At 71.9% G+C, this 16,380-nt stretch carries 10 protein-coding genes and 1 pseudogene; 1 reads left to right on the top strand and 10 read right to left on the bottom strand.

The window, feature by feature from the left end; genetic code table 11:
* Window positions 1-4: 4 nt before the first annotated feature.
* Window positions 5-2,504, bottom strand: a pseudogene (gene xdhB / locus PINTE_RS10400) (xanthine dehydrogenase molybdopterin binding subunit).
* Window positions 2,501-4,060 carry a xanthine dehydrogenase small subunit gene (locus PINTE_RS10395; RefSeq protein ID WP_068429815.1) on the bottom strand — a complete coding sequence of 520 codons (1,560 nt, stop codon included), beginning with the start codon at window positions 4,058-4,060 and terminating at the stop codon, window positions 2,501-2,503. Before PINTE_RS10395 ends, xdhB begins: the two are co-directional and overlap by 4 nt.
* Before the next feature lie 391 nt (window positions 4,061-4,451).
* Between PINTE_RS10395 and PINTE_RS10390 the strand changes: the two genes are divergently transcribed.
* Entirely contained in the window at window positions 4,452-5,399 is a 948-nt protein-coding gene (locus tag PINTE_RS10390; protein WP_084343457.1) for a 3-methyladenine DNA glycosylase, read from the top strand.
* 78 nt (window positions 5,400-5,477) lie between these two features.
* Here the strand turns inward: PINTE_RS10390 and PINTE_RS10385 are convergent, their stop codons facing one another.
* The 8 genes from PINTE_RS10385 to PINTE_RS10350 all read right to left on the bottom strand — a co-directional run bounded on the left by PINTE_RS10385 (window position 5,478) and on the right by PINTE_RS10350 (window position 15,909).
* Window positions 5,478-6,014 carry a DUF1707 SHOCT-like domain-containing protein gene (locus PINTE_RS10385; RefSeq protein WP_068429810.1) on the bottom strand — a complete coding sequence of 179 codons (537 nt, stop codon included), beginning with the start codon at window positions 6,012-6,014 and terminating at the stop codon, window positions 5,478-5,480.
* A 73-nt stretch (window positions 6,015-6,087) separates the two neighbouring features.
* Window positions 6,088-7,194, bottom strand: coding sequence for a branched-chain amino acid aminotransferase (locus PINTE_RS10380; RefSeq protein ID WP_068429807.1), 1,107 nt, complete (start codon window positions 7,192-7,194; stop codon window positions 6,088-6,090).
* Between the two features lie 722 nt (window positions 7,195-7,916).
* Window positions 7,917-8,996, bottom strand: a complete 1,080-nt coding sequence (locus PINTE_RS10375; protein ID WP_068429804.1) for a 3-isopropylmalate dehydrogenase — start codon at window positions 8,994-8,996, stop codon at window positions 7,917-7,919.
* A gap of 326 nt (window positions 8,997-9,322) precedes the next feature.
* Entirely contained in the window at window positions 9,323-10,459 is a 1,137-nt protein-coding gene (locus PINTE_RS10370; RefSeq protein WP_068429797.1) for a 2-methylaconitate cis-trans isomerase PrpF family protein, read from the bottom strand.
* 108 nt (window positions 10,460-10,567) lie between these two features.
* Window positions 10,568-11,851 (bottom strand): citrate synthase, encoded by a 1,284-nt coding sequence (locus PINTE_RS10365; RefSeq protein ID WP_068429794.1) that lies wholly within the window; start codon window positions 11,849-11,851, stop codon window positions 10,568-10,570.
* A 501-nt stretch (window positions 11,852-12,352) separates the two neighbouring features.
* Window positions 12,353-13,387 carry a ketol-acid reductoisomerase gene (gene ilvC / locus PINTE_RS10360; protein ID WP_068429790.1) on the bottom strand — a complete coding sequence of 345 codons (1,035 nt, stop codon included), beginning with the start codon at window positions 13,385-13,387 and terminating at the stop codon, window positions 12,353-12,355.
* Window positions 13,388-13,465: 78 nt separating this feature from the next.
* On the bottom strand, window positions 13,466-13,969 hold the full coding sequence (gene ilvN, locus PINTE_RS10355; protein WP_068429848.1) for an acetolactate synthase small subunit: 504 nt from the start codon (window positions 13,967-13,969) through the stop codon (window positions 13,466-13,468).
* 14 nt (window positions 13,970-13,983) lie between these two features.
* Entirely contained in the window at window positions 13,984-15,909 is a 1,926-nt protein-coding gene (locus PINTE_RS10350) for an acetolactate synthase large subunit (protein WP_084343456.1), read from the bottom strand.
* Window positions 15,910-16,380 lie beyond the last annotated feature (471 nt).

Below are 16,380 nucleotides of genomic sequence, written 5' to 3'. Positions count from 1 at the left end.
CCTCTCACCGGGCGGCATCCGCGGCGGGCGGACTGGAAACAGCCTCGGCAGCAGCGCTGTTACCGACCGCGGCCTCGGACTCGGGGTGCGGCGCCGGCCCGTCGGGGCGGTCCGGCTCCGGCGGGTGCCCGACGGTCAGACCGGCCGCCGCCGCATCGCCGGGAACGGACTCGCGGGCCCGCGTCAGCGCCCAGTACACGGCCTCCGGGGTCGCCGGGGAGGCCAGGCCGACCGCGACGCCCGGCTCCCCGAAGGCCGCGGCCGCCTGCCGCAGCGCCTCGCGCACGGAAAACGCCAGCATGAGCGGTGGTTCGCCGACCGCCTTCGATCCGTAGATCGCGCCCTCTTCGTGGGCCCGCGGCAGCAGCTCGACGCGAAAATCCGTCGGCATCTCCGAAAAGCTCGGCAGTTTGTAGGTGCTCGCCGCCTGGGTGAGGAACCGCCCGCGGCCGGGGCCGTCGGAGGTGTCCCAGCGCGGGTCCTCGAGGGTGAGCCACCCGGCTCCCTGCACGTAGCCTCCCTCGACCTGGCCGAGGTCGACGAGCGGCGAGAGGCTGTCGCCGACGTCGTGCCAGATGTCGACCCGGCGGGTGCGGTACGCGCCGGTGAATCCGTCGACCTCGACCTCGGTGGCCGCGGCCCCGTACGCGAAGTACTTTGAACGGGTTGCCCTGCATGAGCGCGGAATCCCAGTGCAGCCCCTCGGTGCGGTAGAAGCCCGCCGCCCACAGCTGCACCCGCCGGAAGTAGGCCAACCGCACGAGCTCGGCCCACGGCAGGGTCGCGTCCGCGCCGAGCCCGGAGACGACGCCGTCGCGGAAGACGACGTCGTGCGGGTGCACCCCGAGTTCACCGGCGGCGATCTGCGCGAGCCGCCCGGTGATCTGCTCGCACGCGTCGCGCACCGCCCCGCCGTTCAGGTCGGAGCCCGAACTGGCCGCCGTCGCAGACGTGTTCGGCACCTTGTCGGTGCGGGTGGGAGCCAGTCGCACGCGGTCGACCGGCACCCCGAGAGCGGTGGCGGCGACCTGCAGCATTTTCGTGTGCAGCCCCTGCCCCATCTCGGTGCCGCCGTGGTTGATGAGCACCGAGCCGTCCTTGTAGACGTGCACGAGGGCGCCGGCCTGGTTGAACGCGGTGAGGTTGAACGAGATGCCGAATTTCACCGCGGTCATCGCGAGCGCCCGCTTGCGGTGCGGGTGTTCGGCGTTGAAGGCCTCGATCTCGGCGCGGCGGGCGACCACGTCGCCCGAGGCGAGCACGCCCGACCAGCACCGGTCGAGCCGGTCGGCCTGCGTCACGGGCTGGCCGTAGGGGGTCGGCTGCCCCTCGGTGTAGAAGTTGCGCCGGCGCAACTCGTCGGCGTCGATGCCCAGCAGCGGGGCGCAGCGGCCGAGGATGTCCTCGGTGACGAGCATGCCCTGCGGCCCGCCGAAGCCGCGGAACGCGGTGTTGGAGACGGTGTGGGTGCGGGCGATGCGCCCCGCGACCCGGATGTTCGGGATCCAGTATGTGTTGTCGACATGACACAACGCGCGGGCGAGCACGGGTTCGGACAGGTCCAGGCTCCAGCCGCCGTCGGCGGTGAGCGTGGCGTCGAGCGCCTGCAGCCGGCCGTGCTCGTCGAAGGCCACCCGCCACGCCGCGTGGAAGCCGTGCCGTTTGCCGGTCATCGTCATGTCCTGAGCGCGGCTGAGCCGCAGCCGCACCGGGCGGCCGGTGAGCACCGCGCCGAGGGCGGCGATCGCCGCGAACCCGTGCGGCTGCATCTCCTTGCCGCCGAATCCGCCACCCATCCGCAGGCACTGCACGGTGACCTCGTGACTGGGGAGGCCGAGCACGTGCGCGACGATCTCCTGCGTCTCGCTCGGGTGCTGGGTCGAGGACTGCACGAACACCTGATCGGCCTCGTCGACGTGCGCCAGCGCCGCGTGCGTCTCGAGGTAGAAGTGCTCCTGACCCGCGAACGTGAACTCGCCGCCGAAGACGTGCGCGCCGGCGGCGAGCGCGGCGTCGAGGGCGCCGTCGACGTCGCCGCGGCACACGGTCGGCTGCCCACCCTGGAAGGAGTCGGCGGCGATCGCCTCGGCGACGGTGACGATCGAGGGCAGCGTCTCGACGTCGACGACGACGGCGGCCGCCCCGAGCCGGGCCGCCTCGAGCGACTCGGCGAGCACCCACGCCACCGGGTGCCCGACGTACATCACCTCGTCGGGGAACAGCGGTTCGTCGCCCTTGACCCCGGCGTCGTTGACGCCCGGCACGTCGGCCGCCGTGAGCACGCGCACGACACCGGGCACCGCGAGGGCGGGCGCGACGTCGAGTCCGGTGACGAGGCCGTGGGCGACGGCGGTCTGCACGGGGTGGGCGTGCAGCGCACCCGCGACGCGGGGCCACAGGTCGTCGGTGTAGAGCGCCTCCCCCGTGACGTGCAGGGCCGCGGACTCGTGCGGCACGCGGAGCCCGACGACCGCGCCCTGCGGACGCCGCGACAGGGCGCTCATGACGCCCCCTTCGTCACACTGTTGTGTGCAGACAGCGCGCGCAAGGCCTCGCGGAGCATCGCCCGCCGGTACGCGGCCGAGGAGCGGTGATCGTCGATCGGGCTGCCCTCCGTGGCGAGCACCCGCGCGGCGGCGGCCACCGTCTCCTCGCTCCACGGCCGCCCGACGAGCAGCGCCTCGGTGGCGCGGGCACGCAGCGGGGTGGCGGCGACGCCGCCGAGTCCGATCCGGGCAGCGGTGACGACCCGGTCACCGTCGACCTCGTCGACGTCGAGACCGAAGCCGAGCGCCACCGAGGAGATGTCGTCGAAGCGGCGCTTGGCGATCTTGTGGAAGGCGGTCAGCCGCGGTAGCGGCAGCGGGATCCGCACGCTGCGGATGAGCTCGCCAGGGCGACGCAGCGTCTGCCGGTACCCGGTGAAGTAGTCCTCGACGGGCACCTCGCGGTCGCCGTCCGGTCCGGTGAGCACGAGGCTCGCCCCGAGCGCCAGCAGCACCGGCGGGCTGTCCCCGATCGGGGAGGCGGTGCCGAGGTTGCCGCCGAACGTCGCGCTGTTGCGGATGAGCCGCGAGGCGAACTGCGCGAACAGCTCGTCGAGCACGGGCACGGCCCCGGCGAGGCCGCGTTCGGTCTCCGAGAGGGTGAGGGCGGCGCCGATCGTGATCGCGTCGGGTCGCACGGTCAGTTCGCGCAGCTGCGGCACCCGGTCGATGCCCAGCACGAGCGGTGAGCGCAGCCCGCGCAGGGTCACCTCGACGCCGCGGTCCGTGGAGCCGGCGACGACGGCGGCGTCGGGATGCTCGGCGAGCACTGCGAGGGCCTCGTCGAGGTCGGTGGCGCGCACGAAGTCGCCGCGCGGGCCGGTGATCCGGCGGGAGTGCACCGGCGCGGCGGGGCGGGTGCAGCGGCGGGCGAGGGCGTCGTCGGCCGGGGCGGGACCGAGCGCGTAGGCGGCGTCGCGGATCGGCCGGTACCCCGTGCACCGGCACAGGTTGCCCGAGAGTGCGTGCTGGTCGAAGCCGTTCGGCCCGATCTCGTGATCGGTGGCCGCGGTCTCGACGCGGGCGGGCGCCGAGTCCGGCTCGGGCCGGGCGGGCCCGTCGGGCCGAGCCGCGACCCGCCCGGGCCGGTAGTACTCCGCGGCCATGGCGCACACGAAGCCGGGCGTGCAGTAACCGCACTGGGATCCGCCGCGGGTGGCCAGCTCGCGTTGCACGGGGTGCAGGGCGTCGGGCGCGCCGAGCCCCTCGGCGGTGACGACCTGCGTGTCGGCCAGGGCGGCCGCGGGCAGTAGGCAGGAGTTCACGGCGGTCCAGCGGCTGCGCGCCGAGTCGGTCGGGGCGTCGGGGCGCAGCACGAGCACGGCGCACGCCCCGCATTCGCCCTCGGCGCAGCCCTCCTTCGCGCCGGTCAGGCCCTGGCCGCGGATCCAGTCGAGGGCGGTCACCTCCGGGTCGACGCCGCCGAGCTCGTGCGTCCGCCCGTTGAGGGTGACCGCCGGCGCGGACGGCGGCGGCCACGGGCGGCCGCCGGTCGGTGTCTGGGTGACGGACATCTACGGCCTCCTCATCGGTATGCGCCTGCGGGATCTCGTCGCGTCCGGCGCGGGCGGCTCGGGCGGCCCGGGCGGCGCAGGCGGCCCGGGCGTCGCGGGCCGCGCGTCGGTCGCCCGTCCCATTCCCCGATGGTCGCCAACACCGAGCCGTCCCGCACGGCGGGACACGCCCTGCGTCGCCTCGCCAGGGTCGGGCAGCGCCGGGTCGACGGGCGGGCGGGCGTGGCGGTGGGACTCAAGCGCTTCCCTTTCGGGCCGGGCCCCGGGATCGGGGCGCGTGGCGATGCCGGCGCAAGGTCCGCATCGACCGGGCATGCGTCGACCGCGGTTGCTGGGGAGGCTAGGACCGTCGGCCCCGGCCGGTCAATCCCCCGAGCACTACCCTGGCCTGGTGGACGCACAGGTCAGGTGGCTGGAGCCGGCGCGGTGGCGGGCCGCGCAGGCCGCCCACGAGGCGCGGGTCGACGCGGCGACCGCCGGCCACCGGGACCGCCGCGCCCGCGGGCGACCGCACCCCGTGGAGGACTTCCTGTGGGTGTACTACCGGCTCCGACCGGCGTTGCTGCGCCGCTGGCACCCCGGGCCGGGCGTCGTCCTGGGCGGCGGCGCGCGGGCCCGGCAGGCGACGTGGAAGCACTACCTCATCGACGGCGACGACGTGCGGCTCGACACCGCGGGGTTTCTCGCGCACCGGGGTCGCGCGGTGCGCGAGGTCGCGACGCTGCTGCGGGCGACCGCCTCCCGGACCGCCCGGTTCGGGTGCTTCGGCCTGCACGAATGGGCCATGGTGTATCAGGCGGATGACACACGGCATCCGTGGCCGCTGCGGCTCGGGGCCGCGGGCACCGACGAGGTCGTGCGTTCCCGCCCGCTGCGCTGCACGCACTACGACGCGTTCCGCTTCTTCACCCCGGAGGCGGTGCCGCGCAACGAGTCCGCCCTCGCCGCCGACACCCGGGTGCGGCATGAACAGCCCGGCTGCCTGCACGCCGGGATGGACCTGTACCGGTTCGCCTACTCGCTGACCCCGGGGGTGCCCTCCGAGCTCGTCATGGACTGCTTCGAGCACGCCCGCCGCGCCCGCGAGATCGACATGCGCGCCTCCCCCTACGACCTGAGCGACCTGGGGTACGAGGCGATTCCGATCGAGACCGCCTCCGGGCGGGCGGAGTACGTGGCGCAGCAGCAAGCGCTCGCCGAGGCGGCGAGCGTGCTGCGGAACCGGCTCCTCGACGCCTGCGGGCAGGTGAGCGAGGTGCCGCTCAGCGATCCCCGTCCGCGCCGTACACCAGCACGCCGACGACCGGAACCAGCAGGAACCACATCCAGCTGCGGGTGAGGAAGAACAGCACGAGGGCCACCAGCGGCGCCAGCCCCATGATCGTGTTGCGGGCGCGCCTCGAGAGCCGCGGCATTCTCATCGCTGCGTGCGCCGGTGCTTCTCGGCGATCGCGCGGTGGCGACGGGCCTTGCGCTCGTGGCGCAGCGCGCGCCGCTCGGCCTGCGCCTCGTTCTTGCCGTCCTGGCCGTAGACGAGGATCGGGACGATCGGGATCGCGAGGAAGATCCACCACGGCACGTTCAGCGCGAAGAACAGGATCAGGCACACGAACGGGGTCAGCGAGACGATCGTGTACGCGGTCGTGCGGTTGAGCTTGATGAGCCCGTCGGTCCGGTCCGACCGCTCCGACCGCTCCAGGGCGGCGTGGGCGCCCGTAGCTTCGGTCGCGCGCGCAGGCGGCTCATACGACGCCAGGACCGGTCCGGTGGCCCCGTGCGTCGGCAGCCCCTCCATGGCCGCGTCGAGTTCGGCGCGGGTGTGGGCGTGGCGCACCTGCGTGACGCGCCGTTCGTGCTCGCTCGGGCCGATCGCCCCGGCCCGCCACTGCTCGTCGAGACGGTCTCGCGCGTGGGCGCGTTCGGCCTCCCCGATGTCCCCCTGCGGTTGGTTCATGGGGCCATCCTCGCGCGTGCGGACCCGGGGCGGAAGTGGACGCCCCGGGTCGCCGCGACCGGCCAGCCGAGAGTCAGGCCAGCCGGGTCATCCAGCCGTTGGTGTCCTGCGCGCGGCCGTACTGCACGTCGAGGAGGCTGCGGCGGATGCTCGAGGTGACCTCGCCGATGCCGCCGCCGATGCTCGGGTCGCCGACGGTGACCTCGCCGCCGTCCCACTTCAGCGTGCCGACGGCGGTGACGACCGCGGCGGTGCCGCAGGCGAACACCTCGGCCAGCTCGCCGGATTCGGCGCCGTCCTTCCACTCCTGGATCGGGACGCGGCGCTCCTCCGGCTGCAGCCCCAGGTCCTTGGCCAGCGCCAGGATCGAGGAGCGCGTGACGCCCTCGAGGATCGTGCCGGTCAGCTCGGGGGTGACGAGGCGCCCGTCCTTGTAGACGAGGAACAGGTTCATGCCGCCGAGCTCCTCGATGTACGTGTGCGTCGAGGAGTCGAGGAAGACCGCCTGGTCACAGCCGTGCGAGATGCCCTCCAGCTGCCCGGCGAGGCTGGATGCGTAGTTGCCGCCGCACTTGGCGGCGCCCGTACCGCCCTCGCCGGCGCGGGCGAAGTCGGTGGACACCCACAGCGACACCGGCTTCATCCCGCCGGCGAAGTACGCGCCGGCCGGGGAGGCGATGACGCTGTAGTACACCTCGTTGGCCGGACGCACGCCGAGGAACGCCTCGGAGGCGAACATGAACGGGCGCAGGTACAGCGACGTCTCGCCGGTGCCGAAGGCGGGCACCCACGCCTCATCGGCCTGCACGAGGGCCTTGATGGAGGCGATGAAGTCGGCCTCCGGCAGCTCGGGCAGCGCGAGGCGCGCGCAGCTGCGGGCCATGCGGGCCGCGTTGGCCTCGGGGCGGAAGGCCCAGATCGAGCCGTCCTCGTGCCGGTAGGCCTTCAGGCCCTCGAAGACCTCCTGGGCGTAATGCAGCACGGCCGCCGCCGGAGACAGCTGGATCGGCCCGAAGGGGACGACCTCCCCGCCGTGCCAGCCGTCTCCGACGGTCCACAGCGCGCGCACCATGTGGTCGCTGAACTGCTTGCCGAAGCCGGGGTTGGCCAGGATCGCCTCACGTTCGGCGGTGCCGGTGGGGCTGGGGTGATCGGCCACGGGGAAGGACAGCGTCGCCATGCGTAAAGCTCCTCATCGTTTCCGGGCGTGTCCTGGCAGCGTACCGGCGCATCGCGCCGGCGCTCTGGGGGTCGTGCCCACGCCGTGGCCGCCCTCGACGGTCTCGACTCCCCCAGAGGTTGGCAAAGCAACAGTTTTCTCCCCGGCCGCGTCACTTCTTCACGCGGGCCCGGCGGCTCACCCTGGGACGTGCCCACGTCACCGGTGAATCGGGCACATTTCTCGAGCCGGGCTCCGCGTGACCACGACGATCGAGGGGATCACCAAATGAGTACACGGCAGCGGAAGGGCTCCGCGGCCAGTCGGTGGCACCACCCGCGGGTGCGACACCGCCGCGACGGATGGGTCTGGAACTGCCGTTGCGGCGCCTTCGGACACGGGGGTGACTCCACCAGCGCGTGGCGGCTCGTATGCATCGCGGCCCTGTCGCACGCCGACCAGGCGACGCGCTGACCCGACGGTGTCCGCGCTGACCCGACGGCGTCCGCGCTGACCCGACGGTGTCCGGGCTGACCGGGGCGTCGACGCGCTGACCGGGGCGGCCGCACGGCCCCGGAAACGTTTTCCACAGGCCTGTGGACACCGCTCGGACTATCACCGCGCGGCCCCGATCCCGGCCTGCGGCGCATATCCGCTGGTCAGAGGGGTGACCGTTGGCCATCCTCGAGCGCGGTGATAGTCCGAACGGTGGCTGGCGAGGCTGCTGTCGGCGGGTCGGCCGCTCAGGCCAGCCGAGCGGCGATGTCGTCGCCGATCCGGGTCGTGCTGCGCGGCTCGTGCTCGGCCCGCTCGCTGAGGTCGGCGGCGACCGCTTCCTCGACGCGGGCGGCGAGGTCGGGCCGGCCGAGGTGGTCGAGCATGAGGGCGACCGACAGGATCGTCGCGGTCGGGTCGGCCTTGCCCTGGCCGGCGATGTCGGGCGCGGAACCGTGCACCGGCTCGAACATGCTCGGGAAGGTGCGGTCGGGGTTGATGTTGCCGCTGGCCGCCAGGCCGATGCCGCCGACGACCGCGCCGGCGAGGTCGGTGATGATGTCGCCGAAGAGGTTGTCGGTGACGATGACGTCGAACCGGCCGGGGTCGGTGGTCATGAAGATCGTCGCGGCGTCGATGTGCTGGTAGGCGGTGGTGACCTCGGGGAACTCGGCGCCGACCTCCTCGACCGTGCGCCGCCACAGGTGCCCGGCGTAGGAGAGCACGTTGTGCTTGTGCACGAGCGTGAGGTGCTTGCGCGGGCGGGCCTGCGCGCGCGCGAAGGCGTCGCGCACGACGCGCTCGACGCCGAAGCGGGTGTTCACGCTGACCTCGGTGGCGAGTTCGGCGGGGGTGCCGACGCGCAGCGCTCCCCCGTTGCCGGTGTACGGGCCCTCGGTGCCCTCGCGAACGACGACGAAGTCGATGCCGTCGGGGGCGACGCGCGCGACGTCGAGCGGGCTCGTGACGCCGGGGAAGAGCCGGGCAGGGCGCAGATTGACGTAGTGGTCGAAGCTGAACCGCAGCGTGAGCAGCAGCTGCCGCTCGAGCACGCCGCTGGGCACGCTCGGGTCGCCGACGGCACCGAGCAGGATCGCGTCGTGCCGGCGCAGCTCCTCCAGGGCGCCCTCGGGCAGCGCCTCGCCGGTGCGATGCCAGCGCTTGGCGCCGAGGTCGTAGTCGGTGGTCTCGACGGTGATCCCCGCGGAGCCGGTGACCGCCCGCAGCGCCTTGAGGCCCTCCGCCACGACCTCCGGGCCGATCCCGTCTCCGCCGATCACGGCGAGGTCGAAACGGGTGGTGGACTGGCCCGGCTCCGTCTGCGTCATGGGCGTCACGCTACCGCCGCGTCTTGCGGGTTGAAACGCCGATCCCACATACCGGCCCCACCCCGGCCCCTCGGCGTCGCCGCACGACGCTGAGAACTGCGTGTCGTGGTGAGAACTGCTGTCCGTGCCGCAGTCCTCACCACGACACGCAGTTTCGAGGGAGGTTGGGGTCGGGCGGAGGGCCTTGGGTCGTTCGGGCGGAGGGCGTCGGGCGGAGGGCCTTGGGCCGTTCGGGCGGAGGGCCCTTGGACCGTTCGGGCGGAGGGCCCTTGGACCGTTCGGGCGGAGGGCCCTTGGGCCGTTCGGACGACGGAGCCGGTGCGGCGTCACCCGTTGACGGCGACCTCGCCGCGCATGAGGATGCGGGCGCTGCGCAGCAGCGACGCGCTCTCGGCCTCCCACCTGCCGTCGAGGAGACGCGTCGTGGCGCCGACCGTGACGACTCCCGACGGCTGGCCGATGCGTAGGGCTCCGTAGGCGACGGGCCCGGCACGCAGTCGGGCCGGCAGCGTGCCGTCGATGGCGGCGGCGGTCGCGAGGCACAGCGCCCCGGTGCTCGTCACGGCCCGGTGCCACCGGCCCATCGAGATCATCCGCACGCACAGGTCGTGGTCGGCGGCCTCGACGACCGTTCCGTCGAGCGTGGTGAACCGCTGCGGCGCGGCGACGACGGCGATCTTGGGGTTGGCCAGGCCGACCTCGTCGGCACGAGCGGCCAGACCCATAGCGATGCCTCCGGCTCGGCGGATGCGGTCGAGGCTCTGCATGAGCCGGTGGTCGGCGTCGAGCTCGTCGAGCGACTCCGCGCCGGTCATGCCGACGGCGCTCGCGGCGACGAAGACCAGCGGGTTGGTCGCGTCCACCAGCGACGCGTCGACGTCGCCCACGCCCTCGACGGACAACCGGTCGGCCACGCGCCCGGTGGGCAACAGGCTCCCGGTGAGCGACCCGGCGGGCTCGTGGAACTCCAGCAACACCGGCGCGCCTGCGCCGCTGACTCCCGGCAGCGTGAAGTCGCCGACGGAGACGGGCTGGCCGCCCTCGACCTCGAACGCCGCGGTGATGAGTTGGCCCGTGTTGGTGGCGTGGATGCGCACCGAGACCGGCCCGTCGGCGGCCGTGACAAGTCCGGTGGCCACCGCGATCGGGCCGACGGCGGAGGCGAGATTGCCGCAGTTGGCGCGGTAGTCGACGACCGATTGGTCGACGGCGACCTGACCGAACGTGTAGTCGACGTCGGCGCGAGTGTGTTCGCTGCGGGCCAGGATCGCCACTTTCGACAGCGACGACAGGCCGCCACCCATCCCGTCGAGCTGCCGGCCGTAGGGGTCGGGGCTGCCCATGACCGCGAGGAAGATCGCGTCACGCTCGGCGGACTCCGGCGGCAGGTCACCGGCGAGGAAGAAGACGCCCTTGCTCGTGCCGCCGCGCGCGAAGACTGCCGGAACGAACCGTTGAACCATGCTCGGCTCCTCCCGCGCCGCTCCCGAAAACTGCGTATCGCGGTGAGGACTGCGACATGAACAGCAGTTCCGACCACGACACGCAGTTTTCAGGGAAGGAGGGTGGGGTCAGCGCTCCTCGCGCGGCTTCCACTCGGTCTGGGGGTTGCCGACGTACACCTGGCGCGGACGGTAGATCCGCCCCTTGGGGTCGTCGTGGACTTCCTTCCAGTTGGCGATCCAGCCGGGCATGCGGCCGATGGCGAACATGACGGTGAACATGTTCAGCGGCAGGCCCATGGCACGCAGGATGACGCCGCTGTAGAAGTCGACGTTGGGGTAGAGCTTGCGCTCGATGAAGTAGTCGTCCGACAGCGCCGCCTCTTCGAGCTCGCGCGCGATGTCCAGGAGCGGGTCGTCGATGTGCATCGCCTCGAGCATGTCGTCGGCGGCCTTCTTGAGGATCTTGGAGCGCGGGTCGAAGTTGCGGTAGACCCGGTGGCCGAAGCCCATGAGCTTCTGCTTGGCCTCCTTGTCCTTGACCTTGGCGACGTACTCCGACACGTTCATGCCGGATTCCTTGATCTCCTGCAGCATCTCGACGACCGCGACGTTCGCGCCGCCGTGCAGCGGACCCCACAGCGCGCAGACCCCGGCGGCGCAGCTGGCGTACATGTTCGCCTTGCTCGAGGCGACCATGCGCACCGTGCTCGTCGAGCAGTTCTGCTCGTGGTCGGCGTGCAGCACGAGGAACAGGTTGAGCGCCTTGACGACCTCGGCCTTCGGCTCGTACTCGCGGTAGGGCACCGAGAACATCATGTGCAGGAAGTTCTGCGCGTACTTGTAGTCGTAGCGCGGGTAGACCATCGGCTCACCGACCGACGACTTGTAGGCCGCTGCGGCGATCGTGCGCACCTTCGACAGGAGCCGGGCCGCGGCCTCCTCGAGCTGGGACTCGTCTTCCATGTCGAGCGGCGGCTCGTGCATCGACAGCGTGTTGATCATCGCGGAGAGGATCGCCATCGGCGGGGCGTTGGGCGGGAAGCCGTCGAAGTGCTTGCGCATGCTCTGGTGCATCATCGAGTTGTCGGTGAGCAGCTGGCGGAACCGCTCCCGGTCCTCGACCGTGGGCAGCTTGCCGAAGATGATGAGCCAGGCCGTCTCCATGAACGAGCTGCGGCCGGCGATCTCCTCGATGGGGATGCCCCGGTAGCGCAGGATGCCCTTGTCGCCGTCGATGAACGTGATCGCCGACTTGCAGGAGCCGGTGTTGCCGTAGCCGTCGTCGAGGGTGATGTATCCGGTCTCCGAGCGCAGCTTGCTGATGTCGATCGCGAGTTCGTGCTCGGTGCCCTCGACCACCGGCAGGTCGTGGGACTGGCCATCCAATTCGAGTCGGGCGGTGTGCTCCATGAGTCGTCTCCGATCGCCGTCGCTGTCTGTGAGTCGGCCCTGTCGACCGGTCACGACGGGGGCGCCGGTCGACGCCCCACACTCGTCGGCAGCCTACCCACTCGCCCCTGTTCGAACAGCGGGAAGGGGACCAAGCACCTCGAGCCGGGCTGCGGCCGGGGAAGCACACAGAACCCGCCCGTAGGAGCAAGCCGGCTGCGGGCCGTCGCACGTCACCGCAGGTCGCCAGGGGGCTTTGCCGTCGCGTCCCCGCTCCACCCCGGCGATAGCGTGGGAAATCTGCCGCGTCTGCGCGGGTGTTCTTCCCACGATCTTCCAAGGGATACCGGCGAACCGGGACGCCGGGCACCGTCGTGCCGTGGGTGGGCAGGGTCGGTGCCGTCGAGACGTCGCCACGCCCGGCACGCCCAGCACGCCCAGCACGCCCAGCACGGACGAGGCCGGGTGCGCGAGAGTTTCGCGCACCCGGCCCCACCGTGATGCCTCAGCCGCGGGGGTCGCTCAGCCGCGGGCGGCGGAACCCTCGACGTAGTCGGAGTCGGCTCCGGTGTTGATCCAGGCCATGAGCTTGCGCAGCTCCTTGCCGGTGGCCTCGATGGGGTGCGTGGCGCCCTTCTCGCGCAGCTCCTTGAACTCCTTGGCCCCGTTGTCCTGGTCGTCGATGAACCGCTGGGCGAACGAGCCGTCCTGGATCTCGGACAGGACCTGCTGCATGTTCTCCTTGACCTGCGGGGAGATCACGCGGGGGCCGGAGACGTAGTCGCCGTACTCGGCGGTGTCGGAGATCGACCAGCGCTGCTTGGCGATGCCGCCCTCGATCATGAGGTCGACGATGAGCTTGAGCTCGTGCAGGCACTCGAAGTAGGCGACCTCGGGCTGGTAGCCGGCCTCGGTGAGGGTCTCGAAGCCGTACATGACGAGCTGGCTCATGCCGCCGCACAGCACCGACTGCTCACCGAACAGGTCGGTCTCGGTCTCCTCGGGGAAGGTCGTCTTGATGCCGCCGGCGCGCAGGCCGCCGAGCGCCTTGCCGTAGCTCTTGACGAGGTCCCAGGCGTGGCCGGAGGCGTCCTGCTCGACGGCGAGCAGCACCGGCACGCCGCGGCCGTCGACGAACTCGCGGCGCACGATGTGTCCCGGGCCCTTCGGGGCGACCATGATGACGTCGCTGCCCGGCTCCGGCTTGATGTAGCCGAACCGGATGTTGAAGCCGTGCCCGAAGACCAGTGCCGTGCCCTCGTTGAGGTTCGGCTTGATCTGCTCGGCGTAGACCGTGCGCTGCACCTGGTCGGGCGTGAGGATGACGACGACGTCGGCCTCCCTGACCGCCTCGGCGACGGTCGTCACGCGCAGGCCCTCGGCCTCCGCCTTGGCCCGGCTCTTGCTGCCCTCGGCGAGGCCGACGCGCACGTCGACGCCCGAGTCGCGCAGGTTGAGGGCGTGGGCGTGCCCCTGGCTGCCGTACCCGATCACCGCGACCTTGCGGCCCTGGATCACCGAGAGGTCGGCGTCGTCGTCATAGAACATCTCAGCCACGAGTGGCTCCTTCTCTTTTCGTTGTCGACGGGAGGATGGTTGGCGCCGGCGCGCGCTCGTCGATCGCGCGCCGGAGGGCTAGTGACGCAGGGCGCGATCGGTGATCGAACGCGGGCCGCGACCGATGGCGACGAGGCCGGACTGCACGATCTCCTTGACGCCGTAGGGCTCCAGGAGCCCGAGCAGCGCCTCGAGCTTCTCGACCCGGCCGGTCGCCTCGATCGTCACCGAGTCGGCCGAGACGTCGACGACCCGGGCCCGGAACAGGTCGACCGTCTCCAGCACGTGCGAGCGGGTGGCCGCCTCGGTCTTGACCTTGACGAGGATGATGCGCCGCGCGACCGTGCTGTCCGGGTCGAGCTCGACGACCTTGAGCACCTCGACGAGCTTGTTGAGCTGCTTGGTCACCTGCTCCAGCGGCATGACGTCGGCGTCGACGAGCACCGTCATGCGGGAGATCTCCTCGTGCTCGGTCGGGCCGACCGCGAGGGAGTGGATGTTGAAGCCCCGCCGCGAGAACAGGGCCGCGACGCGGGCGAGCACGCCGGGCTTGTTCTCCACCAGCACCGACAGGACGTGCATGCTGTTCACAGATCTCACTCCTCGCGATCCCAGACCGGCGACACGCCGCGGGCGTACATGATCTCGTCGTTGCTGACCCCGGCGGGCACCATCGGCCACACCATCGCGTCGCGGCAGACGACGAAGTCGACGACGACCGGGCGGTCGTTGATCGCCAGCGCCTGGCGGATGGTGTCGTCGACGTCCTCGGCCCGCTCGCAGCGCAGGCCCGCGCAGCCGTAGGCCTCGGCGAGCTTGACGAAGTCGGGAATCCGGGAGCCGCCGAAGGCGGTGTGCAGGTCGGTGTTGGAGTAGCGCTCGTTGTAGAACAGCGTCTGCCACTGGCGCACCATGCCGAGGCTGGAGTTGTTGATGATCGCGACCTTGATCGGGATGTTGTTGATGACGCACGTCGCCAGCTCCTGGTTGGTCATCTGGAAGCAGCCGTCGCCGTCGATCGCCCACACGACGCGGTCGGGCTCCGCGGCCTGCGCGCCCATCGCAGCCGGCACGGCGTAGCCCATCGTGCCGAGGCCACCGGAGTTCAGCCAGCTGTTCGGCCGGGAGTACTTGACGAACTGCGCGGCCCACATCTGGTGCTGGCCGACGCCCGCGACGTAGGTGGCCTCCGGCCCGGTGATCTCGCCGATGCGCTCGATGACGTACTGCGGGGCCATGTCGCCGCTCTCCGGCGGGGTGTAGCCGACCGGGTAGGTCTCCTGCCAGCCCTTGACCTCGCGGCGCCACGCCTCGTAGTCGCCGAGCGCGTCGGGCGCGGACATCACGCGCTGCAGCTCGGCGATGACCTCGCCGCAGTCGCCGACCATCGGCACGTCGGCCGTGCGGTTCTTGCTGATCTCCGCGGGGTCGATGTCGGCGTGGATGACCTTGGCCAGCGGCGCGAACGTCGCGAGCTTGCCGGTGACGCGGTCGTCGAAGCGGGTGCCGAGCGCGATGAGCAGGTCGGCCTTCTGCAGGCCCGTGACCGCCGCGACCGACCCGTGCATGCCGGGCATGCCCAGGTGCAGCGGGTGGTCGTCGGGCACCGCGCCGCGGGCCATGAGCGTGGTGACCAGCGGGATCTGGGTGAGCTCGACGAACTCGCGCAGCGCGTCGGTGGCCTTGGCGCGGATGACGCCGCCGCCGATGTACAGCACCGGCCGGCGGGCCTCCTTGATGAGCCGGGCCGCCTCCCGGATCTGCTTGTTGTGCGGCTTGGTCACCGGCCGGTAGCCGGGCAGCTCGAACTTCGGCGGCCACGTGAACGTCGTCTGTCCCTGCAGCGCGTCCTTCGTGATGTCGACGAGCACCGGGCCCGGGCGGCCCGTGCTCGCGATGTGGAACGCCTCGGCGACCGCGCGCGGGATGTCGGCCGGGTCGGTGACGAGGTAGTTGTGCTTGGTGATCGGCATCGTGATGCCGCGGATGTCTGCCTCCTGGAAGGCATCGGTGCCGATCGCGGTGCTGCCGACCTGGCCGGTGATGGCGACGATCGGCACGGAGTCCATCGCGGCGTCGGCCAGCGGGGTCACCAGGTTCGTCGCGCCCGGGCCTGAGGTGGCCATGCAGACGCCGACCTTGCCGGTGGCGGCGGCGTAGCCCTCGGCGGCGTGACCGGCTCCCTGCTCGTGACGGACGAGGACGTGCCGGACCTTGGTCGAGTCCATCAGCGGGTCGTACGCGGGCAGGATCGCCCCGCCCGGCATACCGAAGACGACCTCGGCGCCGACCTCCTCGAGGGCGCGCACGAGACTCTCGGCGCCCGTGAGGTTCTCGACGATCGCGCTCTGGCGCGCCGGCGACGTCGGGGGCGGGGTCGGCCGCGGGATCGGGCTCGACTCGGAGCCGGTTCCCGGGCGGACAAGGTGACCGCCCTGGGGCTGCGCCGGAGCCGGAGCCGCAGCGCCGGGTCGGGACGCCGGCGGCGCCTCCGACCGAGGGGGTCGTGGGTTGCTCGACACGATGACTTCACCGCTTCCTTGAGGCTCGCCCGGAGGCGCAACACCTCGTTGTCTGGTCCTGCCGCATGGTGTCCGAGGTGGTCGGACCTACCTGTCGCGGTCCGAGCCGAAGCTGGTGAAAAGCGGCCCGTCCCACAAAAAAGCCCCTCTACCCGTGGCGGGTGAAGGGGACAGCGCGTCGAGCGACGAAACGGTCGACACGCTCAGGGAAGTACGAGAATTCGGGCCATGAGGCAACCTTCACGCATGCCGTGGGTGAAGTCAAAGGCGTGAGACGGCGGTCTTGCGATCCGGGACGGGACCTGCCGGCTCGGGCGGGACCAGCTCCGCGGAGGCGGTTCCGTTCGGGCCGGGCGGTCCCGTTCGATGGCACAGGTTTTCGTGCGTTTGGTGGGGGTTTTGCGCTGGGGCGCGGCTGGGCTGAGGCGCGGCCGGGCTGGGGCGCGGCCGGCGCTGAGGCGCGGCCACGCC

This window comes from Piscicoccus intestinalis NBRC 104926 (assembly GCF_001515525.1).
Lineage (GTDB): Bacteria > Actinomycetota > Actinomycetes > Actinomycetales > Dermatophilaceae > Kineosphaera > Kineosphaera intestinalis.
The sequence above is the reverse complement of the archived record's forward strand: the minus strand, read 5'-3'. Positions and strand labels throughout refer to the sequence as shown.